Raw genomic sequence first — 22,492 nt, 5'->3', positions numbered from 1 at the left:
CCAGGTTAAGCGAGCACAACTATGATCACATCATGCGACCGCGATTCCTCACCCGTCGGGCGATCCAGCTCGCGCTGACCGCGAACGCACTGCGACCGCTGTCCGGCGAGCGGGCCTCGATTCCCGCGTTCTTCGCCGGCTGGCTGACCGGTGAGCTGGCGCCGCACCTGCTCGCACTCACCGTGGCGGACACAGCCGCGCACGTGGCGCGCACCGGCCTCCGGGACAAGGTCGCGCTCGGTGTCGCCGGGCTGTCCGTGGCCGGGCTGTCCGCGCTGATCGCCGACGCGCAGCGGGCACGCGGCGAGGTCGAGCAGGCGCTGGCGGAGACGCTCGGCCCGCACTACGCCGACGACCTGCGCCGCCCGCCGGACCCGAAGGACCTCGCCACGCCCTGGGGTCAGCTGGTGCTGCCGTTCCGCATGCACAACCCGCAGGTGCGGCGCGACCGCGACGTCGCGTACGCGCCGGGCGGCAAGCGGTTCCTGATGGACATCTACCGGCCGACGCGGGAGTTCGAAGGCCCCCGGCCGGTGCTCCTGCAGATCCATGGCGGCGCGTGGATGGTCGACAGCAAGGACCATCAGGGCATCCCGCTGATGCAGCACATGGCGCAGCGCGGCTGGATCTGCGTGGCCATCAACTACCCGCTCTCGCCCTCGGCGCACTGGCCGGAGCACATCGTCGCGGTGAAGCGGGCCGTCGCGTGGATCCGCGACAACATCGCCTCCTACGGCGGCGATCCGTCCTTTCTCGCCGCCACCGGCGGTTCCGCCGGCGGTCATCTCGCCGCGCTGCTCGCGCTCACCCCGAACGACGCGTCGCTGCAGCCCGGTTTCGCCGAAGCCGACACCACGATCCAGGCCTGCGTGCCGCATTACGGCGTCTACGACTTCGCCGCGACGAGCGGTGCGAAATCCAGCGAGTACCGGCTGAAAACCCTGCTCGCGCGCTACGTCGTCGGCAAGGACCCGGTGAAGTTCCTCGACGAGTACGTCGCCGCGTCACCGCTGGATCGCATCACCGAGAAGGCCCCGCCGTTCTTCGTGATCCACGGTCAGCGGGACACCCTGGTTCCGGTGCGGGAAGCGCGTGAGTTCGTCCGGCGGCTGCGGGAAACCTCGCCCAATCCCGTTGCCTACGCGGAGATCTCGGGCGCACAGCACGCCTTCGACATCTTCCCCTCGATCCGCAGCGCGCACGTCGTGCGCGGCGTGGAACGGTTCCTGGAGTGGACCTACCTGCGGTCGCTGGCCGAGTAGCCCATCCGGTGGGAGATCTCCGCGGCCGTGTGCCGTAGGGGATTTTCCAGCCTGCGCAGGATCGACTCCATCGACGCGTGCCAGATCGACAGGTGCACGGCGATGTTGACCGCCGCGATCACGTCACCGAAGCCGTCGCGCACGGGCACGGCGAGCGAACGCAGGCCCGGCGCGAGTTCCTCGTCGTTGACCGCCAGTCCCGTCTGGCGCACCCGGCTCAGCGCCGCCAGCACGGCTTCGCGTGCGGTCAGCGTGTTCGGGCCACGGCGGGCGAAATCGGTGCGGTCGAGCAGCACGCGTAACCGATCGGGGTCCTGATACGCCAGCAGGACCTTTCCCATCGAGGTGCAGTACGCGGGCAGCCGGGACCCGACGTGCAAATTCAGATCGATTCCGAAACGACCTTCCCGAACACTGCGACAGCGCTGGATGTAGAGGATTTCCGTGCCGTCGAGAACCGCCATGCTGACCGCGTATCCGGTTTCGTCGGAAAGCGCCTGCAAATGCGGCGCGGCGACACGCGTGATCTCCATGGAATTGATCGCCGCGAAACCGAGATCGACCACGCGCGGGCCCAGCCGGTATTTCCGCGTGCCCGGATCTTGTTGCAGGTAGCCGAGATTCGTCAGCGTCGCCAGGTACCGGTGCGTGGTGCTCTTGTTGAGCCCGACCGTTCTGGCGAGTTCGACCGCGCCGAGCACCGGGCGCGCTTCGCCGAACGAGGACAGGATGGCGAGGCCGCGTTCGAGAGACTGGGACTGGCCTCGTGGATTTTCGGGCATCGTCGACCCCAATCCTGCGGATGGCCCGGCATCGGACCGGTCACGCGTTCCGCATAGTCGAACCGAAGTATTGACAGTCCGGACTCCTGGCGCAATGCTCACCGCCCTCGAAGTTCGCCTGCGACGACGGAGGTGTCCCTTGTCCCGCGAGCCGCTTTCCGTGCCACGAAGAACATTCCTCCGGCAGGCCGGGGTGCTGGCGGTGGCCGGGCCCGTGCTGGCCGCGTGCTCGGGCGGCCTCGGCGGTTCCGGAGGTGGTTCGACCAAGCTGACGATCGGCTTCGTCAGCCCGCGCACCGGCGGGGCAGCGGGCTTCGGCGAACCGGACGGGTGGGTGCTCGACCAGGCACGCAAGGCGCTCGCGAACGGCCTGCAGGTGGCGGGCAAGTCCTACGCCGTCGAGGTGGTGGACAAGGACAGCCAGTCCAACCCGCAGCGCAGCGCTCAGGTCGCCAACGATCTGATCAATTCCAACGGCGTGGACCTGATGCTCGCGACGTCCACCCCGGAGACGGTCAACCCCGTCTCGGACGCGTGCGAGGCGGCGGGTGTGCCGTGCATTTCCAGTGTTGTGCCCTGGGAGGCCTGGTATTTCGGGCGCGGCGCGAAGGAGGGACAGCCCTCGCCGTTCAAGTTCACCTACCACTTCTGCTTCGGCACCGAGCAGTTCCACAAGTCGTACACGAGCCTGTGGCCGCAGGTCCCGACGAACAAGAAAGTCGGCGTGATGTGGCCCAACGACGCCGACGGCAACGCCGTGCGCAAATCGCTGGGGCCGTTGCTGACCCAGTCCGGCTACACGATCGTCGACCCCGGCGCCTACACCGACGGCACCAACGACTTCTCCGCGCAGATCGCCCAGTTCAAGGCCGAGAACTGCGAAATCTTCAACACCTTCCCGCTGCCGCCGGACTTCGCGACGTTCTGGCGCCAGGCCGCGCAACAGGGATACAAACCGAAGATCGCGCAGATCGCGAAGACGGGCTTGTTCTCGTCGCAGATCGAGGCGCAGGGGCAGCTGGGGATCGGGCTGGCGGGTGCCACCTACTGGGCACCGACGTGGCCGTACAAGTCGTCGCTGACCGGGCTGACCTCGCAGCAGCTCGGCGACGGATACAGCAACGCGCTCAACAAGCAGTGGAACCAGCAGCTCGGTCCCAGCGTCGCGCTGTTCGACGTGGCGGCCGCGGCACTGAAGGCCGCACCGGATCCGAAGAACAAGACCGCGCTGGCGAAAGCGATCAGCACGCTCACCGTGGACACGCCGGTGGGCACGCTCGCGTGGGGCAAGGGCCCGGTGCCCAACGTCGTGGCCACCCCGATCCTGGCCGGGCAGTGGCGGAAGGGCACGGGACGGTTCCCGCTGGAGTACGTGATCTGCGAAAACGCCAACGACCCCAACGTTCCCGTCGCCTCCCGCCTGCAGCCCTATGCCTGAGCCGCTCATCTCCTCGGTCAAGGTGAGCAAACGCTTCGGTGAGCTCGCCGTGTTACAGGACGTCGACTTCGCGGTCGGCGCCGGCGAGGCCGTCGGCGTCGTGGGCCCCAACGGCGCCGGCAAGACCACCTTGCTCTCGGTGCTCGCCGGAACGCTGCGCCCGAACGAGGGCACGGTGCGATTCCAGGCCGAGGACGTGACCCGGTTGCGCGCGGATCGCCGCTGTCGCAAGGGAATCGCCCGCGCGTACCAGATCCCGCGGCCGTTCGACGGAATGACCGTGCTGGAGAACGTGCTCGTCGGCGCCACCCACGGCGCGGGCCTGCGCGGCCAGGCGGCCTACCAGCGCTGCATCGAGGTGCTCGGCGAGTGCGCGCTGACCGAGGTCGCGAACCGGCGCGCGGAAAGCCTCGGTTTGCTGCACCGCAAGCGGATGGAGCTGGCCAGGGCGCTCGCGACCGGTCCGTCGGTGCTGCTGCTGGACGAGATCGGCGGCGGGCTCACCGACGCCGAGGCCGCCGAACTGGTCGCGACGATCCGCGGACTGCACGGGTCCGGGGTCGCGATCGTGTGGATCGAGCACATCGTGCACGTGCTCGTGCAGGTCGTCCAGCGGCTGGTCTGCATGAACGCCGGGCAGATCATCGCCGACGGCGCGCCGTCGGACGTGCTGCAGGACGCCTCGGTGATCGACGCCTATCTCGGGCGGAGGGTGGCATGAGCGCGCTGCTGTCGGTCGAGGAACTGGACGTGCATCACGGTCTGCTGCACGCAGTCCGAGCGGTGTCGTTCGAGGTGACCGAGGGCGAACGGGTCGCGCTCGTCGGCGCGAACGGGGCGGGCAAGACCACGCTGCTGCGCGCCATCGCCGGAGCGCAGCGGGCGAGCGGGGGCCGCGTCGTGCTCGACGGCGAGGTGATCACGGACCTGCCCACGCACCAGCGAGTCCGCACCGGCATCGCACTGGTACCGGAGGGGCGCAGACTGTTTCCCGACCTGACCGTCGAAGAGAACCTGCTCGTCGCGGGCAGGCGCCGGCGCGACGGGCCGTGGAACGTCGACGGGGTGCTGGAGATCTTTCCCATGCTGACGAAGCTCCGTGCCCGCCGGGCGTCCACTTTGTCCGGTGGCGAGCAGCAGGCGACCGCGATCGGCCGGGCACTGATGACCAACCCGCGGCTGCTGCTGCTCGACGAGGTCTCGCTCGGGCTCGCGCCGCTGGCCGTGGACGCCGTGTACGAGTGCCTCGGCTCGGTGCTCGGGCACGCCGCGACGGTGCTGCTCGTCGAACAGGACCTCGCGCGGGCACTGGCGGTGGCCGATCGCGTGATCTGCCTGCTGGAGGGACGGATCGTGCTCGACCTGCCCGCCGCGGAGGTCTCCCGTGAGCAGGTCACCGAGGCGTACTTCGGGATCCGCGGCAGGCCGGCATGACCTGGGTCAACGCGGTCGTCCAGGGCATCGCGCTCGGCGGGATGTACGCACTGCTGGCGTGCGGGCTGTCGTTGATGTTCGGTGTCATGCGGATCATCAACCTCGCGCACGGCGATCTGGCGATCCTCGGCGCGTTCGTGGTGTGGTTCGTGGTGGACCAGTGGCATCTTCCGCCGTTCGTGGCGATCCTGCCCGTGCTGCCGGTCATGCTCGTGCTGGGTTATCTGCTGCAGATGACGTTGCTCGGGCGCAGCCTGCGCGCGGGCCAGCTCGTGCCGCTGCTGACGACCTTCGGGCTGGCGATCGTCATCCAGAACGCGCTGCTGCAGATCTTCTCCCCCGACGTGCGTTCCCTCGGGCCCTACGCGGGATCGATCGTCACCGCGAGCTGGCAGATCACCGGCGATCTCACGATCCCGGTGCTCGGTGTGCTCGGGCTCGCGGTCGCGGTCGCGGTGCTCGGCGGGCTGCAGCTGTTCCTGCGGCGGAGTTCGCTCGGCCGGGAAATGCGGGCGACCGCACAGGATCCTGACACCGCCGCCCTCGTCGGCGTGAACGCGAAGGCGGTGTACGCGCGGGCGACGGCGCTCGCCGTGGCCATCGCGGCGCTGGCGGGCGCGTTCTTCGCGCTGCGGTCGACCTTCGATCCGGCCAGCGGGCCGACACAGCTGATCTTCGCGTTCGAGGCGGTCGTGATCGGCGGCTTCGGCTCGTTGTGGGGCACGCTGCTCGGCGGCATCGCGCTGGGAGTGGCGCAGGCGGTCGGCGCGCAGATCGATCCGCAGTACGCCATCCTGGCCGGTCACATCGTGTTCCTCGCGGTGCTCGCGTCGCCGCGCGGCGGGCTGCTGGCGGCGAGGAGTGCGCCATGACGACGTACGCGGTGCGGCGCTGGACCGCCGTTTCCCGGATCTCCGCGCCCCTGCTGGTCGTGCTCGTGCTGGTGCTCGCCGCGGTGCCCTACGGCATGTCGGGTTACGTCGTACAGCAGCTGACCTCGCTGTTCATCCTGGTGATCCTCGCGGCGATGTGGAACACGCTCGCGGGATACGGCGGGATGGTCTCGGTCGGCCAGCAGGCCTACATCGGGATCGGGGCGTATGCGACGGTGCTGCTCGCGCGTGAGGGGATCATGCCGTATCTGGCGATGGTGCTGGCCGCGCTGATCGCGACGGTGATCGCGTTGCCGACCTCACTGCTGGTGCTGCGGCTGCGGGGCGGGCAGTTCGCGATCGGCACGTGGGTGGTCGCGGAAACGTTCGCGTTGCTGGTCACGTTGAACCAGACGCTCGGCGGCGGCACCGGAACCTCGTTGCTGGGCCTGAACTCCTTCGCGCCGGACTATCGCCGCGCCTACACCTACTGGCTCGCGCTGGCGTTCATGGCGCTGATGCTGGCGGTCGTGTTCGTCCTGCTGCGCAGCCGGACCGGGCCGGCGTTGCAGGCGATCCGCGACGACGAGGAGGCGGCCGCGTCCCTGGGCGTGAAAGTGTTGCCCAGCAAGCGTTTGCTGTTCCTGATCGCCGCTTTCGGCTGTGGCGCGGCGGGTGCGCTGACCGTGGCGAACTCGCTCTACATCCAACCGCAGTCGATCTTCGGCGTGCAGTGGACCGCGTACATGCTGTTCATGGTGCTGGTGGGCGGGATCGGCACGTTCGAGGGGCCGATCATCGGCGCCATCGTGTTCTTCGTGGTACAGAACGTCTTCGCCGACTACGGTGCCTGGTACCTGATCGGGCTCGGCGCGGTCGCGATCCTGTTCGCGCTGGTCGTGCCGCGCGGGTTGTGGGGCGTGGTGCGCGTGCGGTTGCTGCCGCTCGGGCACCGGCTGGTCCGGAAATGAAGCAGTTCATCGGCGGCCGGTGGGTGGCCGCCGGCGGGGGCCGCGAGTTCGACGATCTCGACCCGTGGAGCGGTGCTGTGCTCGATCGGGTGCCCGCGGGCGACGCGCACGACGCGCGGCTGGCGATCGAGGCCGCACACGCCGCGTTTGCCGGCTGGAAGAACACCGCGCCCGGGGTGCGGCAGGAGATCTTCCTGCGTGCGGCGGACATACTGCGGCGACGGCGCGACGAGGTGATGTCGTGGCTGGCGGCGGAGACCGGATGTGGTTACGCGTTCGGCTCGATCCAGCTGGATTTCGTGATCTCGTTGCTGCGACAGGCTTCCGGCGCGGCGTACGCGGCGATCGGGCAGGTCATTCCCTCGGACGAACCGGACGCGTTCGCGATGGCGTTGCGGCATCCGGTCGGTGTCGTGGCGGCGATCGCACCGTGGAATGCCGCGCTCGTGCTGTCGTGCCGCGCGGTCGCCGCTCCGCTCGCGCTCGGGAACACCGTGGTGCTCAAGCCTTCGGAGGAGTCACCGTGGGCGGGCGGTCTGGTGTGGGCGGAAATCTTCACCGAGGCCGGGCTGCCGCCGGGCGTGCTGAACGTGGTGACGCACGCGCGGGGCGAGGCCGGTGTCATCGGGCAGGAGCTCGTGGCGCATCCGTGGGTGCGGCGGTTGAACTTCACGGGTTCGACGGTCACCGGCAGGCGGCTCGCGGAGGCGGCGGGGCGGCATCTGAAGCGGATGGTGCTGGAGCTCGGCGGCCAGAATCCGCTGATCATCCTGGCCGACGCCGATGTGGACTACGCGGTCGACGCGGCGGCCTATGGTTCGTTCCTGCATCAGGGACAGATTTGCATGTGCGCCCGGCGAATCTTCGTGGAACGGCCTATCGCGGCGCGGTTCCTGGAACAATTCGCCGCGAAGACCGCTGCCTTGCCCTACGGTGACCCGAAAGACTCCGCCACGGTGGTCGGGCCGCTGATCAACGACTATGCATTGAGGACGGTCGAACGGCGAGTCGGCGAGGCGGTCGCTTCCGGCGCGCGCGTGCTGGCGGGCGGCTCGGCGCGGGGGCCGTGCTACCCCGCGACGCTGGTGGTCGATGTGCCACCGTCGTGTGAGCTGGCGCGGCTCGAGACGTTCGGACCGGTCGTGATGGCGGACATTGTGGACGGTCCAGAGGAGGCCCTCCAGCTCGCGAACCAATCGCATTACGGGCTGACGGCAGGCGTGCTGACGGGCGATCCGGAGCGGGGCCTGGCGCTGGCGAACCGCCTGGAGGCAGGCATCGTGCACGTCAACGACCAGCCGATTCGCGATGAACCGCAGATGCCTTTCGGGGGTGTGAAGGACAGTGGGTGGGGCCGGTTCGGGGTAGGCTTCGCGATGGAAGAGTTCACCGAGATGCGGTGGGTCACCCTGGCCGGGCAACGGCGCTCGTTCCCGTTTTGAGTCACCGCGCGGGTTGGTACGTGCCAGCGAAGCAAGACCAGCCGACCCGACACGGCGAGTGAAGCAAGCCCAGTCGAACCGCCCCGGCAAGCGAAGCAACGCCCCACCCCACTCCTCCTCCAACCCCGATCCCCAGCCGCACTTCGCCGGGAGGACCGTGTCCAGGGTGGCCGAAGGCTTGTTTTCTTCTATTCCGGTAGGGCGTCCAGGGGTGAGTCGGTGCCTGGGCCTGCTGGGAGCCAGCCGTCGGGGGTTTGGTGGAACAGGTACCAGCGGTCGTCCTGGCCCAGGCGTAATTGCACCGTGCCGCGAGTCAGGCGGTTGCGCCACGTCTTCGTCTCGCCGGGCAGCTCCGCTTCCGACAGTGCGGTCTGCGCTTCCGCCAAGCGGGCGCGTGGGGGTTGCCACGTCTCGCGCAGGGCGGCGAAACCACCGCGGCCGGCGGTCCGCCACGCTGCCGCCCAGCGCACCAGTTCCGCACGCGACCTGCCCGACGCGGCGGCCAGCGCGGCCACATCGCCCCGCGAGGCACGCCGGGCGAGGTCTTCGTCCTCGGTCAGTGGCGTGGCCAGCCTGCCGGTCAGCAACTCCCACGCCAGATCCGCCGCTCCAGAAGCCAGCTCTGCCAACGCTTCCGTCCGCAACGACGAGCCCGCGGGCGGATCGGCCGGCAGCAGCGACGGCGCGCCGGGCACGCGCGGCGGGGCGGGCAGCTTCGGCAGCGGAGCGGTCTCGCGTGCGAAGGCGTCCTGGGGTTCGATGCCCTCCTCCACCTCGGCACCAGCGACCGCGGGGCGCCGCCGCCTCGCGCGTAGTTCCCGCAGCACGGCATCCCGGCCCCGACCGCGCAACAGGAACAACACGAACGGATCCGCATCGACCTCGTCCGCGACCAGGTAACACACCGCCGCCGAATGCTTGCACGGGTCCGCCGAGTCCGGGCACGAACACCGCGGCCGCAGATCACCCGGCCCCGGCAGGAGATCCGCGCCCGCCTCCCGCGCGGTTGACGCCAGCTCCGGCGGCAGCTCACCGTCGAGCAGTGCCGCGGTGTATCCGAGCTGCCGCCCGATCGTGTCCAGCAGCACCGTCCACTGTTCCTCACCGAACGTCCGCACGCGGATGGTCACGCGGTAGGGCACGGCGCGGCTGCCCCGTACCCATGCACGCACCTCGCCCGCCTTCACGTCCAGCGCGCTCACCCTGTCCTGCCTGGCGTAGGTGCGCCCGCGCGGCAGGCGGTTCGGGTCGAGTTTCGCGCGGCCTTCCAGCGCCTCCACCCAGGCCCGGCCCCACCACGTGGACCCGAAGGTGCGCCGCGGGCTCACGGCGTGGCACCGAGCCGCACGAGATCGGCCAGCTCGTCGTCGGACAGTTCGGTGATCCAGTCCTCGCCCGCGCCGACGACGGCCTCGGTCAGCCCGCGTTTGGTCTCCAGCACCGTGGCGATGCGCTCCTCCAGCGTGCCCTCGGCGATCAACCGGTGCACCTGCACGGGCCGGTCCTGCCCGATCCGGTACGCACGGTCGGTGGCCTGATCCTCCACCGCGGGGTTCCACCACCGGTCGTAGTGGATCACGTGCGTGGCCCGGGTCAGGTTGAGCCCGACGCCGCCCGCCTTGAGAGACAACAGGAAAACGGGGATGTCGCCGCCCTGGAACCGCTCGACCATCTCCTCGCGCCGCTTCGGCGACGTGGCGCCCGACAGCAGTGCGGCGGGCAGCCCGCGCTCGGCCAGCCGCGCCTGCAGCAGCTTGCACAACTGCACGTACTGGCTGAACACGAGCACGCATTCGCCCTCGTCGAGGATCACGTCGAGCAGTTCCTCGAACGCGGCCAGCTTGCCGGACCGGCCGGTGAGCGGCCCGCCTTCCTTGAGGTACTGCGCCGGATGGTTGCAGATCTGCTTCAGCTCGGTGAGCAGCTTGAGCACCTGCCCGCGCCGCTGCACGCCCTTCGACTCGCGGATCACGGCCAGGTTCTCCCGCACCACCGCCTCGTACAGCGTGGCCTGCTCGCCGGTGAGCGGAACGTACTGGTCGGTCTCGGTCTTGCGCGGCAGTTCCGGCGCGATGTCCGGATCGGTCTTGCGGCGCCGCAACAAGAACGGGCGCACCGTGGCGGCCAGCCGTTCGACACTTGCGGGATCGCGGTTGCGCTCGACGGGCCGGGCGATCGTGCGCCGGAAGTGTTCGAGGGTGCCGAGCAGGCCCGGCGTTGTCCAGTCCACAATGGACCACAGCTCGGTGAGCCGGTTCTCCATCGGGGTACCGGTCAGCGCCACCCGGGAGGCCGTCGGGATGCGCCGGAGTTCTTTCGCCGTCACCGAATGCGGGTTCTTCACATGCTGCGCCTCGTCGGCGGCGATCAGCCCCCAGCCGACCTCCGACAGCGACTCACGGTCCCGCCGCAGCACGCCGTACGTGGCGAGCACGACCTCGTCGGGCGCCACGCCTTCCAGATGCCGCCCGCCGCCGTGGAAGCGTCGCACCGGGATCTTCGGCGCGAACTTCGCGAACTCGCGCTCCCAGTTGCCCAGCAGCGAAGTCGGGCACAGCACGAGCGTCGGACCCGCCGCGAGCGGCCGCCGGTGCAGGTGCAGCGCGATGAGCTGGATCGTCTTGCCCAGCCCCATGTCGTCGGCCAGGATGCCGCCCAGCCCGAGTTCGGTCATCTTCGCCAGCCAGCCGAGCCCCGCCCGCTGATACGGCCGCAGCGTCGCCTCCAGGTCCCGCGACGGCTCGACCGGCGCCCCGTCCGCCGCGCGCAGCCGCTCGACGAGACCGGAAAGTGCTTGCGGCGGCGAGAAATCCACGTCCTCGCCGTCGACCTCCAGGCTCCCGGTGAGTGCCGCGGCGAGCGCTTCGGCGACGCTCAGCGCGCGCGAGGACCGGGCCCGCAACCGCCGCAGCATGCCGGAGTCGGCACGTACCCACCGGCCGCGCAGCCGCACCATCGGACGCTTGGCCTCCGCGAGCGCGGTGACCTCCTCCTCGGTCAGGGGTTGCTCGCCGATGGAGAGCTGCCAGCGGAAGTTCAGCAGGTCGGTGATGCGGAAGGCACCCTGCGCGTCGCTGCCCGGTGCGGCGGTGGTGCTCGCCTTCATCCGCACGCTGTCGGCGAACATTTCCCTGGGCCACAACACTTCCACGCCCGCCGAACGCAACGGGTCGGAGTCCAGCAGCTCGACGATCTCGTCGTCGGTGAAGATCAGTTCGCCGGGTGTGGCGGCTTCGAGTGCCCGCTTCAGCGGTGACCAGGCCCGCGCACCGCGCCGCAGCCCGATCAGCAGCTGCGCCTCGACCTGCTCGCCGAGCCTGGCCAGCACCGCGTCGGGCGCGTCCCACAGCGTGGTCGCGTCGATCACCAGGCTCGGATCGGCCTCGCTGCGCAACGCCAGCACGCCGGCGAAGGTGAGGTCTTCGCCGTCCTCGCGGATCTCGACGCGCAGCAGCAACTGCGCACCGGCGGGCTGCTGCGCGGTGAGCCATTCGGCGTCCACGCTGTCGAGCAGCGTGGGCTCCGGCGCGGCGAACGCGGGCCCGCCCGCCGCCAGCCGCGCGGCCGGGGTGCGCGCCAGCACGTCGGCGGTGGCGTCCCACAACGCCCGGATCAGCGATTCGGGCGAGTGCAGCCGGATCCGTTTGAGCCCGGACAGGGGCAACGCGTGCGCCTCCGGCGGGAGCGCGGCGGCCAGCCCGCGCAACAGCGTCTCGTCCGCCGTGTCGAGCGGGCCGACGCGCCACGCGTCGACCCCGCCCGGTGTGGCGGCGGGCAGCAGCCGCCCGCGCGCGACGAGGGTCAGCGCGGCGCGCACGGCGGCCGCGAGCGCGTCGACCGCGGGGCTCACCGGTTCGCTCAACGCGAGCAGCCGCGGGATCGCCTCCGCCAGCGGCACCACGTGCGCGTCGACCTTGGTGCGGTGAAACGCTTTCCCGCGGGGCAGCACGAGCTCGATGGGTGTGGCACCGGCACCGTCGCCCCACAGCGCGAGCACGCCTTCGCGCGGCGGGTCGGAGGGCACGAAGATGGCCCTGGTGTCGGCTGTCAGCTCCACCTGGCCACGATATAAGCGGGCACCGACATCTCAGCGAGGCAGCCCGAGCAGCCGTTCCGCGACCACGTTCAGCAGCACCTGCGTGGTACCGCCGGCGATGCTCAGGCACCGGGTGAGCAGGAACTCGTGCTGCGCCGCGGCGTCCACCACGCCCATGGGTCCCCGCAGGTCCAGCACGGTTTCCGCGACGGACTGCCGGTGCCGCACGCCGAGCAGCTTGCGCACGCTCGACTCCGCACCGGGGTCCTGTCCGTCCAGCCGCCGCAGCGTCGTGCGCAGGTCCAGCAGCGAGCACGCCGAGCCCTCGGTGACCAGCGCGCCGAGCCGTTCCAGATCGGCGGATTCGGAGGCGAGCAGGTGCTCGACGGCCTCCCCTACCGACGATCCGCTGCCCATCGCGACGCGTTCGTTCGCCAGCGTCGTCCGTGCCAGCCGCCAGCCGCCGTTGACCTCGCCGACCACGTGATCGTCGGGCACGAACACGTCGGCGAGGAACACCTCGTTGAAGTCGGCGTCGCCGGTGATCTGGCGCAACGGCCGGACCTCGATTCCCGGTGACGTCATGTCGACAAGGAAATACGTGATCCCCTTGTGCTTGGGTGCGGACGGATCGGTGCGGGCGAGGCAGATCGCCCAGTCGGCCCGGTGCGCCAGTGAGGACCACACCTTCTGCCCGGACAGCAGCCAGCCACCGTCCACTTTGCTGGCCTTGGTGCGCAGCGAAGCCAGATCGGATCCGGCGCCGGGCTCGCTGAACAGCTGGCACCACACGATCTCGCCGCGCAAAGTGGGGCCGACGAAGTGCTCCCGCTGCTCGGCCGTGCCGTGCTCCAGGATCGTCGGTGCCGCCCACGCGCCGATCACCAGATCCGGCCGCCGCACCCCGGCCCTCTCCAGTTCGGCGTCGATCCGCAACTGCTGCGCCGCGGGCGCGTCCAGGCCGTACGGCTTCGGCCAGTGCGGCATCAGGTACCCGGTCTCGGCGAGCTTGGCGCGCTGGTTCTCCGCCCCGGCGATCTCCGCGGCCGTCTCCCGCACCTGCGGGTCCTCGCCGAGATCGATGTCGAGGCTGCGCCGCATGCCGGACAGCGCGAGTTCCGCGGCCCGGCGGCGCCACCGCGCGGTACCGCCGAGCAGTTGCCGCATCGACACGGCCCGCCGCAGGTACAGGTGGGCATCGTGCTCCCAGGTGAACCCGATCCCGCCGAGCACCTGGATGCAGTCCTTCGCGTTGTCCACGGCCGCGTCCAGCGCGCCGGCTGCGGCCACCGCGGCGGCGAGCGGATGCTCCGGGCCGCCCCACGCCCGCGCGGCGTCCCAGGCCAGGGTGGCCGCGAGTTCGGCGCGGCACAGCATTTCCGCGCACAGATGCTTGACCGCCTGGAACGCGCCGATCGGCCGGCCGAACTGCTCGCGCACCTTCGCGTACTCGACGGCGGTGTCCAGGCACCAGCGCGCGATCCCGGAGGCTTCGGCCGCGGCCAGCGTCGCGGCGAGGTCCTCGACCGGAGGTGCGTGCAGGACCGCCGACTCGGGCACCTCGGCCCCGTCGAGGTCGTAGAACCCGATCCCGCGTGAGAAGTCCAGCGGGGTGGCCTCGTCGACCGCCTGGGGCGGCAGGATGAACCACGTGCCGTTCGTCGTGGACAGCAGCAGATGGGTGGAGTCGTCGGCTTCGAGCACCGGGCCGGTGCGGCCCCGCAGGACCAGGCCGTCGGCCTCGCACGGTTGGAGCGCGACGGCGCAGTGCGCGCTGCCCTCGGCCAGCCTCGGGGCCAGTTCCCTGGCCAGCGGCGAGCCGGGCTCCCGCGCCAGCACCAGCCCCGCCAGCATCGTGCCGAACACCGGTCCTGGGACCAGGGCGGCCGCGGCCTCCTCCAGTCCGGCGGCCAGGTCGGCGACGGTGCCGCCCGCCCCGCCCAGCTCCTCGGGCAGTGCGACGGCGAACAGCCCGACCTCGGCGAGGTCGTCCCGGCGCTTCGCGCATGCCCTGACCGACTCCGCCAACGCCCGCTGTTCCTGCGTCACCGCGATAGCCATGCGGACCACTATAGAACGTGTTTCAATTTTTCCGGAAGAATCCCGTTAGGTAAGCTACCCGAAGACAGTGGAACAAGTTTCGAAGCAGGTGCCGATGGCCGGAAAGACGAGGGCAACCTCCCAGAGCAAGAACGGGCTCGCGGGCGACGAGCTGGGCTCCGCTGCGCAACGTGATCGCAGGCGGCGCATCATCGACGCCACGCTCGGGCTGGCTTCGAAGGGCGGCTACGACGCCGTGCAGATGCGGGCCGTCGCCGAACGCGCCGACGTCGCGCTCGGCACGCTCTACCGGTACTTCCCGTCGAAGATCCACCTGCTGGTCTCCGGCCTCGCCCGCGAGTTCGAACGCGCCAAGGAGAAGCTCGACCGCGGCACGATCCCCGGCGACACGCCCGCCGAGCGGCTGATCTTCGTGCTCAACCGCAACACGCGCGCCATGCAACGCGATCCGCACCTGACCGAGGCGATGGTCCGCGCGTTCATGTTCGCCGACACCACGGCCGCCGCCGAGGTCGAGCAGGTCGGCAGGCTCATGGAGGACATGTTCGCCAGGGCGATGGAGATCGAGGACCCCACCGAGGACGACCGCGCGGTGTTCCACCTCATCGCGGACGTGTGGATGGCCAACCTCGTAGCCTGGGTGACGCGGCGCGCGTCCGCGGCGGACGTGGCGAACCGGCTCGAGCTTTCGGTGCACTTGCTGCTCGATCGGTGATCACCCGCGCACGTGACGTGACCGAAGCTGTGGGCTGGCTGTCAGGTCACTGGGAGTTCCCTGTGATGATCGAAAAAACGCAACAGATCGGCGCTCTCGTGTCGTTTGGTGGACATGAAGCGCGCGACGGCCGCTACGGCCGTACTAGCCGCGGCCGCCGTCGGCGCCGCCCTCATGGTGATCTTCAGCGCCGAGAAGAGCGCCGTCGTGTCCACGGCGAGCGTCGCCTCACCACCGTCCACAACGGTCGCACCGGTCACCACGACGCCTGAGACCACACCCGCGACCACGCCCGCCGCGAGCACGCTGTCCGCGCAACAGTCGCAGGCGCTCGCCGAAAGCGCGCAGCAGGCACTGCGCGAGAGCGTGCCCGGCGCGACGCTCGGCATGGAGGTCTACGACCGGCAGACCTCGACCGTGCTGACCAGCCTCAACGCCGACCAGCAGTTCGCCAGCATGTCCGTGGTGAAGCTGCTCATCGCGATCGACGTCCTGGCGCAGAACCAGTTCGAACTGCCCAGCACGGCCACGCAGACCCAGATCACCCAGATGTTGTCCACCAGCGACGACGCGATCGCCAGTTCGTTCTGGGTCAGCGAGGGCGGCACGTCGATCATCACGCGGGACGTCGCGCTGATGGGCCTCACCGGCACCGCGGCACCCACCTCGGCAGGCGAATGGGGCAGCACGGAGATCACCGCGCAGGACATGGTGACCGTGTACGACTACGTGCTGGACAAACTGCCCGCCCCCGCGCGAAGCCTGCTCTACGACGCCATGTACCACGCGTCCGAGGACGCAGCCGACGGGACGGACCAGTACTTCGGCATTCCCGACGGCCTTCGCGGCACCACGTGGGCGATCAAACAGGGCTGGGGCAGCAGCGGTTCGGATGCCTACTACAACTCGACCGGCGTGCTCGGCACCGATTCGCGCTACGTCGTGGTGCTGCTGAGCTCCGGCCCGTTGTCCTCCTACGGCACGCTGCCCACGGCACTGACCTCGGCCGCCGCCGCACTGTCCTCTTTGGTCAGTCCCTAGGCGTATCGCGAACAACGCGTCGAAACCGCTCGTCGGTGACGAAGGTCGAGACGCCGGGTTTCACAGCTTCGCCACCAGTTGGGCGGTCTCGTCCAGCCAGCTCAGCGTCTCGGCCTCGGATAGCGTCGGCAGCAGGAAGGTGACGCGGTCCGCGCCGCCCTCGGCCCAGCCTTCGAGGCGCGCCCGATCGCGGCCGGCGCCGAAGATCGTGAACGGCACATCGGTGCGGCCCCGTTCGGCCAGCAGGGCGCGAACCCGGCGCAGTTCCCCGGGTTCGGTGCCCGGCCTCGGCAGCCAGCCGTCACCGTGGTCGATCAGCCGCCTGATCGCGGCCGGGCTTTCACCGCCCACGTAGACCGGCACCGGGTGCACCGGCTTGGGCCAGGCGAAGATCGGGGCGAAGTCGACGAACTTGCCGTGGAACTCGGCCTGTTCCTGAGTCCAGATCGCCTTCAGCGCCTGCAACTGCTCGTCCATCAACGCTCCACGCGTGCGCGGATCCGTGCCGTGGTTGCGCATCTCCTCCCGGTTCCAGCCGACGCCGACCCCGAAAATCGCTCGGCCGTTCGACACGTGGTCCAGGCTCGCGACCTCGTTGGCCGTGTGGATCACGTCGCGCTGTGGCAGCAGGGCGATGCCGGTGGCGAGCAGGAGGTGCTCGGTGACGGACGCGGCCGCCGCGAGCGCGACGAACGGGTCGAGGGTGCGGTAGTAGCGCCTCGGCAGGTCGCCGCCGCCCGGGTACGGGCTCTCGCGGCTGACCGGGATGTGCGAGTGCTCGGCGAGGAACAGCGAGTCGAAGCCTCGTTCTTCCAGCGCCTTGCCCAGCGCGGCGGCGCCGATGCCCTCGTCGGTCACGAAGGTAGCGATTCCGAACTTCATACCAGCGGGCAACTGACCTCGCACCGTGTGTATTCCCTTGACGCCGCTACGCGAGCCGAGGAGGGTCGGGGACGTGAGCACACCTGACGTTGAATCGCTCGACTTCGACCAGCTGTACCAGGGAAACGCCGAGATCGGGCCCGCCGGTTTCGTACCGTGGGACATCGGCGAACCGCAGCCGCTGCTCGTCGAGGTGGAGGCCGCCGGCGAACTGCGCGGCGACCTGCTCGACGCCGGCTGCGGGCTGGCGGACAACGCGCTGTTCCTCGGCGGCCGCGGCTACCGCGTCACCGGCATCGACGCCTCGCCCACGGCCATCGACCGCGCCCGCGCGAAGGCCCGCGACCGGGGGCTGGACGTGGAGTTCGCCGTGGCCGACGCCACCCGGCTCGACGGTCTGGACGACCGCTTCGACACGGTCCTCGACAGCGCGCTCTACCACTGCCTCAACGACGACGAGCAGCGTGCCTACGTCACCGCGCTGCACCGGGTCTGCCGCCCCGGCGCGACACTGCACCTGTTCTGCCGCTCGGAGCTCCTCGGCACCGCGCCCGGCCCGCGCGCGGTGCCCGAGCACCACCTGCGCGCGTCCTTCCGCGAGGGCTGGGAGATCACGCGGCTCGAACGGCGCACGTACACCACGGCCTTCACCACGAACATGCTGCCCGAGGGCTTCCCCACCGACGTACCGCAGGACGAGCACGGCCGGTTCCTCATGCCGGTCTGGCAGCTCACCGCGGTGCGCCGGCCCTGAAGCTCGCGGCGAGGCGGCGTCAGACGTTGCGGCGGTACTGACCGCCGACCTCGAAGAACGCCTCGGTGATCTGGCCCAGCGAGCAGACGCGGGCGGCGTCCATCAGCACGGCGAACAGGTTCTCGCCGCGCTGAGCCGCCTCGCGCAGGGCCTTGAGGGCCTGCTCGGCGTCGGTGGCGTGCCGCTGCTGGAAATCGGCCAGCCTGCTCAGCTGCGACTGCTTCTCCTCCTCGGTGGCACGGGCGAGTTCGACCTCGGCCTCGTCCTCCTCGGGGTTCGGGTTCTTGAACGTGTTCACGCCGATGATCGGCAGCGTGCCCTCGTGCTTGAGCCGCTCGTACAGCATCGACTCGTCCTGGATCTTGCCGCGCTGGTAGCCGGTCTCCATCGCGCCCAGCACGCCGCCGCGCTCGGAGATCCGGTCGAACTCGGTCAGCACCGCCTCTTCGACAAGGTCGGTCAGCTCGTCGACGATGAACGCGCCCTGCAGCGGGTTCTCGTTCTTCGCCAGGCCCCACTCCTTGTTGATGATCATCTGGATGGCCATCGCGCGGCGCACCGAATGCTCGCTCGGCGTGGTGATCGCCTCGTCGAAAGCGTTGGTGTGCAAGGAGTTCGCGTTGTCGTACAACGCGCACAGCGCCTGCAGCGTGGTCCGGATGTCGTTGAAGCTGATCTCCTGCGCGTGCAGCGACCGGCCCGAGGTCTGCACGTGGTACTTCAGCTTCTGCGAGCGCTCGTTCGCGCCGTAGCGGTCCTTCATCGCGGTGGCCCAGATCCGCCGCGCGACCCGGCCGAGCACCGTGTACTCGGCGTCCATCCCGTTGGAGAAGAAGAACGACAGGTTCGGCGCGAAGTCGTCGATGTCCATCCCGCGCGCGAGATAGGACTCGACGTAGGTGAAGCCGTTGGCGAGCGTGAACGCCAGCTGCGAGATCGGGTTCGCCCCGGCCTCGGCGATGTGATAGCCCGAGATCGACACCGAGTAGAAGTTGCGCACCCCGTGCTCGATGAACCATTCCTGGATGTCGGCCATCATCCGCAGGCTGAACTCGGTGGAGAAGATGCAGGTGTTCTGCCCCTGGTCCTCCTTGAGGATGTCGGCCTGCACGGTGCCGCGCACGTTGGCCACCGTCCACTCGCGCAGCTCCTCGGCCTCCTGCGGGCTCGGCTCGCGGCCATGCTCGGCGCGGAAGGCCTCCATCTTCTGGTCGATCGCGGTGTTGAGGAAGAACGCGAGGATCGTCGGCGCCGGGCCGTTGATCGTCATCGACACCGAGGTGCTCGGCGCGGTCAGGTCGAAGCCGTCGTAGAGGACCTTCATGTCCTCCAGCGTCGCGATCGAAACGCCGGACGTGCCGACCTTGCCGTAGATGTCGGGACGGGTGTCCGGGTCACGGCCGTAGAGCGTCACCGAGTCGAACGCCGTCGACAGGCGCTTGGCCTCCGACTCCGAGGACAGGTACTTGAACCGGCGGTTCGTGCGGAACGCGTCGCCTTCGCCCGCGAACATCCGGGCCGGGTCCTCGCCCTCGCGCTTGAACGGGAAAACCCCTGCGGTGTAGGGGAAGAAACCGGGCAGGTTCTCGCGGCGCAGGAACGAGACCAGCTCGCCGTTCTCGGTATAGCGCGGCAGCGCGACCCGCGGCACCTTGTTGCCGGACAGGGTGTCCCGCCACAGCTGCGTGCGCAGTTCCTTGTCCCGCACCTTGAAGACGAGCTCCTCGCCGCGGTATTCCTCCGAGATCCGCTGCCAGTCCGCCAGCAGATTCCTGGTTCCATCGTCCACACGCGACTCGGCTTCGGCCAGCAGTTCGCTGATCGCCTCGGTGTCCGCGCTCACGCGCTCCAGCGCGGCCTTCGCCGCCGCCAGCTGATCGCGTTCGCGCACCGCCTCGACCTGCTCGTTCGTGCGGGCGTGGTAGCCGCGCACGGTGTCGGAGACGTCGGCGAGGTAGCGGGCGCGCGAGTTCGGGATGACCGTGGAGGCACCCGTGGACACCTTGCCCTCGATGTGCGGCAGCGTGCCGGCCGACACCGGAAGCCCCTGCTCGGCAAGGGAATCCCGCAGGTGCTGGTACAGCGCCGTCACGCCGTCGTCGTTGAACTTCGCCGCACTGGTGCCGAAAACCGGCATGTCCTCGGGCGCGGCGCCGAACGCCTCGCGGTTGCGCACGAGCTGGCGCGCCACGTCCCGGCGCGCGTCCTCGGCACCGCGGCGCTCGAACTTGTTGATCGCCACCACGTCGGCGAAGTCGAGCATGTCGATCTTCTCCAGCTGCGACGCGGCGCCGAACTCCGGCGTCATCACGTACAGCGAGTGGTCGACGTAGTCGACGATGCCGGCGTCGCCCTGGCCGATACCCGGCGTCTCGACGATCACCAGGTCGTATCCGGCGGCCTTGCACGCCACGATCGACTCTTCGAGGCCCTGCGGGATCTCGCCGGACTTGGTCCGCGTGGCCAGCGACCGGAAGTAGACCGGGGAGCCGTCCAGGGAGTTCATCCGGATCCGGTCGCCGAGCAGCGCGCCGCCGCCGCGACGGCGCGTCGGGTCCACCGCCAGCACGGCGATCCGCAGCTTGTCCTGCTGGTCCTGGCGGAACCGGCGGATCAGCTCGTCGGTCAGCGACGACTTGCCCGAACCGCCGGTGCCGGTGATGCCGAGGACCGGCACGGTGCGGCCCTTCGCCGCCTCGGTGATGGCCGAGTTCCACTCGTCGGCGAGCGAACCGGCCTGCAGCTGGGTGATCGCCCGCGACAGCGCCCGCACATCGCCGGAAAGCAGATCGTCCGGCGTGCCGACCGTCTCGGCGGCCAGGTCGTAGTCACAGGCCTCGATCATCGAGTTGATCATGCCGGGCAGGCCCATCTCCAGGCCGTCGTCCGGGGAGAAGATGTGCGCGACGCCGCGCGAGTGCAGCAGGTCGATCTCCTCGCGCACGATGACGCCGCCACCGCCGCCGTAGACCTTGATGTGCCCGGCACCCCGCTCGCGCAGCAGCTCGACGAGGTAGGTGAAGTACTCGACGTGACCGCCCTGGTAGGCGCTGATCGCGACGCCCTGGGCGTCCTCGGCGATCGCGGCCGTGGCGACCTCGTCCACGCTGCGGTTGTGCCCGAGGTGCACGACCTCGGCACCCTGCGCCTGCAGGATGCGGCGCATGATGTTGATCGACGCGTCGTGCCCGTCGAACAAGCTCGACGCGGTCACGAACCGGACCGGGTTGACGGCCTTGTGCAGCGGAGCGTTCATGCCTCCAAAATACTCGGACTTCCTACTGTTTCAACTCCAAGTGTCACCGTGGTCACAACACCGATTGGCTGGTTGATCACGGATTTCGCGCTGCGACCAGCGCGGGAAGGGCGGGCAGGCCGGTGAAAGAGAACTCCCGGCGCCCGGCAGCAGAAAGCTCCGGCATGCGGGCGCCCCCAGCACCCATGCATGTCGGCGAATCGCGGGCGCGCTTCAGCGCGCCGTGGGCGGTGGCCCGCCCGTCTCACCCGGCCACGAAGGCCGCGCGTCAGCGTGCGTTCGCGGTACCGCGCATCGAGATCCACTGCCGCATCGCGTACTCGACCAGCGTGATGAGCGTCTGCTTGGTCGATTCGCGGTCACGGGCGTCGCACCGCACGATCGGCACGTTGGAGTCGATCGCCAGCGCTTCCCGCACGTCGTTGAGATCGTGGTGCAGGACGCCGTCGAAGGTGTTGACCCCGACGATGTAGGGCAGCCTGCGGTCCTCGAAGAAGTCCACCGGCGCGAACGAGTCCGCGAGCCGCCTGGTGTCGGCGAGTACCACCGCACCGATGGCACCGCGGACCAGGTCGTCCCACATGAACCAGAACCGCTGCTGACCCGGCGTACCGAACAGGTACAGGATCAGATCGCTGTCCAGCGACACGCGCCCGAAGTCCATCGCCACCGTGGTGGTCGCCTTGTTCGGGGTGGCATCGAGGTTGTCGATGCCACGGCTGGCGTCGGTCATCATCGCCTCGGTGGTGAGCGGCACGATCTCCGACACCGACCCGACAAAGGTGGTTTTGCCTGCCCCGAAGCCACCGGCGACCACGATCTTCGCCGAGGTCATGGTCTGCGGCGGGGCCTGCCGCGGTGCCTTAAAGCCGACGGAGTCCACTCAACACCCTTTCCATCAACATGAGATGCGCCTCGGCGTCGTCGTTGCCGGACACGGTCCTGTGCACCGTGACAAGACCGGCGTCCGCAGCGTCACTGATCAGCACCCGAGCCACCCCGATCGGGACCCGCAGCACCGCCGCGAGTTCCGCGACCGAACGCGGCTTCCGACATTCTTCCATGATCGAGCGGTGCTCGAACTGCACTGTCATCCCCGCATCGATGCGGGCGGCGACAGCGTCGTCGACGGAGATCAAAGTCTCCAGTTCCAGCGCGTAGCTGGCTTTCGTGCGGCCGCCCGTCAGCGCGTACGGGCGGACGACCGCCGTCTCCTCGTCGAAACCGCCGTAGTCGGGGCGTTCCGGCAGCATCGGTCCGCTGCTGGACACGGCGGGTTCGAACAGCCCCGTGCCCTGCCCCGGCTCGGCGAACCCCGGCAGGCCCTGGGTTGGCTCGGCGGGCTCGGCGGCCGGTGGAGGCGCCTGCTCCTGCACCTCGGGCTGCTGCTGCGGACGCGCGGCTTCCGGTTCGGCCTGCTTGGCCTTCCTGCGCTTCCGGCGGGCTCGTCCCGAGTCCAGGCTGAAGCCGTTGAGGACGTCCGCGAAGGTCGCGTCGTCGTCACCGGCCGGAGGGGAGCCGCTTCCGGATCCCGTGCTCATCGCGG

18 protein-coding genes are annotated in these 22,492 nt (G+C 69.7%); 10 read left to right on the top strand and 8 right to left on the bottom strand.

Annotated features, from left to right (window positions below; all coding sequences use genetic code 11):
• The first annotated feature begins 32 nt into the window (after positions 1 to 32).
• The gene (locus HFP15_RS09405; RefSeq protein ID WP_168513684.1) at positions 33 to 1,262 is read left to right on the top strand and encodes an alpha/beta hydrolase; all 1,230 of its coding nucleotides are present in this window, start codon (positions 33 to 35) and stop codon (positions 1,260 to 1,262) included.
• Here HFP15_RS09405 and HFP15_RS09400 read toward each other — a convergent pair.
• Positions 1,238 to 2,044, bottom strand: coding sequence for an IclR family transcriptional regulator (locus tag HFP15_RS09400; RefSeq protein WP_168513682.1), 807 nt, complete (start codon positions 2,042 to 2,044; stop codon positions 1,238 to 1,240). The two genes, HFP15_RS09405 and HFP15_RS09400, sit on opposite strands and share 25 nt — an antisense overlap.
• Positions 2,045 to 2,204: 160 nt before the next feature.
• Between HFP15_RS09400 and HFP15_RS09395 the strand changes: the two genes are divergently transcribed.
• The 6 genes from HFP15_RS09395 to HFP15_RS09370 are packed head-to-tail and all read left to right on the top strand — an operon-like array spanning position 2,205 to position 8,201.
• Positions 2,205 to 3,482, top strand: coding sequence for an ABC transporter substrate-binding protein (locus HFP15_RS09395; protein ID WP_210716962.1), 1,278 nt, complete (start codon positions 2,205 to 2,207; stop codon positions 3,480 to 3,482).
• Positions 3,475 to 4,203, top strand: a complete 729-nt coding sequence (locus HFP15_RS09390) for an ABC transporter ATP-binding protein (protein ID WP_168513678.1) — start codon at positions 3,475 to 3,477, stop codon at positions 4,201 to 4,203. The genes HFP15_RS09395 and HFP15_RS09390 overlap by 8 nt, the downstream gene beginning before the upstream one ends.
• Positions 4,200 to 4,916 (top strand): ABC transporter ATP-binding protein, encoded by a 717-nt coding sequence (locus tag HFP15_RS09385; RefSeq protein ID WP_168513676.1) that lies wholly within the window; start codon positions 4,200 to 4,202, stop codon positions 4,914 to 4,916. The genes HFP15_RS09390 and HFP15_RS09385 overlap by 4 nt, the downstream gene beginning before the upstream one ends.
• Positions 4,913 to 5,788, top strand: coding sequence for a branched-chain amino acid ABC transporter permease (locus HFP15_RS09380; protein WP_168513674.1), 876 nt, complete (start codon positions 4,913 to 4,915; stop codon positions 5,786 to 5,788). The genes HFP15_RS09385 and HFP15_RS09380 overlap by 4 nt, the downstream gene beginning before the upstream one ends.
• Positions 5,785 to 6,759 carry a branched-chain amino acid ABC transporter permease gene (locus HFP15_RS09375; protein ID WP_168513672.1) on the top strand — a complete coding sequence of 325 codons (975 nt, stop codon included), beginning with the start codon at positions 5,785 to 5,787 and terminating at the stop codon, positions 6,757 to 6,759. Before HFP15_RS09380 ends, HFP15_RS09375 begins: the two co-directional genes overlap by 4 nt.
• Positions 6,756 to 8,201: an aldehyde dehydrogenase family protein gene (locus HFP15_RS09370; protein WP_168513670.1), complete on the top strand. Its 1,446-nt coding sequence runs from the start codon at positions 6,756 to 6,758 to the stop codon at positions 8,199 to 8,201. Before HFP15_RS09375 ends, HFP15_RS09370 begins: the two co-directional genes overlap by 4 nt.
• Positions 8,202 to 8,389: 188 nt before the next feature.
• Here the strand turns inward: HFP15_RS09370 and HFP15_RS09365 are convergent, their stop codons facing one another.
• The 3 genes from HFP15_RS09365 to HFP15_RS09355 are packed head-to-tail and all read right to left on the bottom strand — an operon-like array spanning position 8,390 to position 14,298.
• Complete coding sequence (locus HFP15_RS09365; RefSeq protein WP_168513668.1) at positions 8,390 to 9,529, bottom strand: SWIM zinc finger family protein; 1,140 nt, start codon at positions 9,527 to 9,529, stop codon at positions 8,390 to 8,392.
• Positions 9,526 to 12,258 (bottom strand): SCO1167/SCO6262 family helicase, encoded by a 2,733-nt coding sequence (locus tag HFP15_RS09360; protein ID WP_168513666.1) that lies wholly within the window; start codon positions 12,256 to 12,258, stop codon positions 9,526 to 9,528. The genes HFP15_RS09365 and HFP15_RS09360 overlap by 4 nt, the downstream gene beginning before the upstream one ends.
• 30 nt (positions 12,259 to 12,288) lie before the next feature.
• A complete protein-coding gene (locus HFP15_RS09355; protein WP_168513664.1) occupies positions 12,289 to 14,298 on the bottom strand; it encodes an acyl-CoA dehydrogenase family protein in 2,010 nt (669 codons plus the stop codon).
• Between the two features lie 94 nt (positions 14,299 to 14,392).
• Here HFP15_RS09355 and kstR point away from each other — a divergent pair, with 94 nt between their 5' ends.
• Positions 14,393 to 15,013 carry a cholesterol catabolism transcriptional regulator KstR gene (gene kstR, locus HFP15_RS09350; RefSeq protein ID WP_168513662.1) on the top strand — a complete coding sequence of 207 codons (621 nt, stop codon included), beginning with the start codon at positions 14,393 to 14,395 and terminating at the stop codon, positions 15,011 to 15,013.
• A gap of 114 nt (positions 15,014 to 15,127) precedes the next feature.
• Positions 15,128 to 16,054, top strand: a complete 927-nt coding sequence (locus tag HFP15_RS09345; RefSeq protein ID WP_246271541.1) for a serine hydrolase — start codon at positions 15,128 to 15,130, stop codon at positions 16,052 to 16,054.
• A 60-nt stretch (positions 16,055 to 16,114) separates the two neighbouring features.
• On the opposite strand, the gene HFP15_RS09340 is transcribed toward HFP15_RS09345, so the two are convergent.
• A complete protein-coding gene (locus tag HFP15_RS09340; protein WP_168513660.1) occupies positions 16,115 to 16,936 on the bottom strand; it encodes an LLM class F420-dependent oxidoreductase in 822 nt (273 codons plus the stop codon).
• 73 nt (positions 16,937 to 17,009) lie between these two features.
• On the opposite strand from HFP15_RS09340, the gene HFP15_RS09335 reads away from it, so the two are divergent.
• Complete coding sequence (locus tag HFP15_RS09335) at positions 17,010 to 17,690, top strand: class I SAM-dependent methyltransferase (protein ID WP_168513658.1); 681 nt, start codon at positions 17,010 to 17,012, stop codon at positions 17,688 to 17,690.
• Between the two features lie 19 nt (positions 17,691 to 17,709).
• On the opposite strand, the gene icmF is transcribed toward HFP15_RS09335, so the two are convergent.
• The 3 genes from icmF to HFP15_RS09320 all read right to left on the bottom strand — a co-directional run bounded on the left by icmF (position 17,710) and on the right by HFP15_RS09320 (position 22,487).
• A complete protein-coding gene (gene icmF / locus HFP15_RS09330; protein ID WP_168513656.1) occupies positions 17,710 to 20,946 on the bottom strand; it encodes a fused isobutyryl-CoA mutase/GTPase IcmF in 3,237 nt (1,078 codons plus the stop codon).
• Between the two features lie 268 nt (positions 20,947 to 21,214).
• Complete coding sequence (locus tag HFP15_RS09325; protein ID WP_168513654.1) at positions 21,215 to 21,829, bottom strand: GTP-binding protein; 615 nt, start codon at positions 21,827 to 21,829, stop codon at positions 21,215 to 21,217.
• The gene (locus tag HFP15_RS09320) at positions 21,810 to 22,487 is read right to left on the bottom strand and encodes a DUF742 domain-containing protein (protein ID WP_168513653.1); all 678 of its coding nucleotides are present in this window, start codon (positions 22,485 to 22,487) and stop codon (positions 21,810 to 21,812) included. The genes HFP15_RS09325 and HFP15_RS09320 overlap by 20 nt, the downstream gene beginning before the upstream one ends.
• Between the last annotated feature and the right edge of the window lie 5 nt (positions 22,488 to 22,492).

This window comes from Amycolatopsis acididurans, assembly GCF_012328925.1.
Taxonomy (GTDB): domain Bacteria; phylum Actinomycetota; class Actinomycetes; order Mycobacteriales; family Pseudonocardiaceae; genus Amycolatopsis_E; species Amycolatopsis_E acididurans.
Note: the sequence above shows the minus strand (reverse complement) of the source record. Positions and strands in the feature narration are given on the sequence as shown.